1 protein-coding gene is annotated in these 1,367 nt (G+C 75.4%); it reads left to right on the top strand.

Going from position 1 to position 1,367, the window contains the following annotated elements:
* Positions 1-1,367 (top strand): PDDEXK-like endonuclease domain-containing protein (locus MXD58_RS27610; RefSeq protein WP_250611046.1); only part of this gene is annotated, 1,367 nt, incomplete at both ends.

The raw sequence follows: 1,367 nt of genomic DNA, 5'->3' as shown, positions 1-1,367 counted from the left end.
CGGCACGCTCGCCGGCCGGCACGCGCAGCGCTACCGCCAGGCCGCCCGGGAGGCGATGGGGGTCGCCCAGTCGGCCGTGCCGGCCTGGGTGATGCCGATCCGGGAGGTGCTCTCGACGATCCCGGCGGTGCGGGACAGCTTCGACGTGGTCATCGTCGATGAGGGCAGCCAGGCGGGCCTCGACAGCCTGTTCCTGCTCTGGCTCGCGCCGCGGGTCATCGTCGTCGGGGACGACCGCCAGTGCACGCCGCCGGAGGACCCGGCGGAGGACCCGGGCGGTGTCCTGGACCGGCTCGACGCGCTGCTACCGGACGTGCCGGCCTGGCTGCGGGTCGGTTTCACCCCCCGGTCCAGTCTGTTCGGCCTGCTACGGACCCGGTTCGGCGAGGTCGTCCGGCTGCGGGAGCACTTCCGCTGCATGCCGGAGATCATCGAGTGGTCCTCGGTGATGTTCTACCGGGACGCGCCACTGGTCCCGCTGCGCCAGTTCGGCGCGGACCGGCTGCCGCCGCTGATGGCCCGCTACGTCCCGCACGGCGCCACCACCGCCACCCCGGCCGGGCCGCGCAACCCGGCGGAGGCGGACGCGCTGGTCGCGCAGGTGCTGGCCTGCGCGGAGGATCCCCGGTACGCGGGGCTGAGCTTCGGTGTCGTCGTCGCGCAGGGCAGCGCCCAGGCCACCCTCGTGCGCGACCTGCTGGCCGAGCGGATGTCCGCCGCCGAGCACCTGCGCCGCCGGCTGCGGGTCGGCACACCGGCGGACTTCCAGGGCGACGAGCGGGACGTCGTGTACCTCTCGCTGGTGGTCGCGCCGAACGACCGGCCGGTCGCGCTGACCCGACTGGAGTACCAGCGCCGGTTCAACGTCGCCGCGTCCCGCGCCCGGGACCAGGTGTGGCTGTTCCACTCGGTGACCCTCGCCGACCTCGACCACCAGGACCTGCGGCACAGCTACCTCGGCTACGTCCTGTCCACCTCGCGGACGGCCGCGCTGGTGCCCGGCGGGGACCCGCCGGCGCTCGGCGACGTCTCCGAGGACCGTCCGCATCCGGCGTTCGGCTCGGTGTTCGAGCAGCGGGTGTTCCGGCGGCTGGCGGCCCGCGGCTACCTCGTCACCCCCCGCCTCGAGATCGGCGCTGCGCGCATCGACCTGGTCGTCTCCGGCGGCCGGGCCCGGTTCGCGATCGGCTGCGACGGCGGTGACGGCGCGGCCGATCCGGGCCAGCTCGCCCGCGACTTCGACCGGGAGCGGGAGCTGCGCCGGGCGGGCTGGCCGTTCTGGCGGATCCGGCGGTCCGACTTCGAGCTCGACCCCGAGGACGCCCTCGCCACGCTGTGGCCGCGCCTCGCCGCGGCCGGGATCAGCC

The organism is Frankia sp. AgKG'84/4 (assembly GCF_023242965.2).
Lineage (GTDB): Bacteria > Actinomycetota > Actinomycetes > Frankiales > Frankiaceae > Frankia.
Note: the sequence above shows the minus strand (reverse complement) of the source record. Positions and strands in the feature narration are given on the sequence as shown.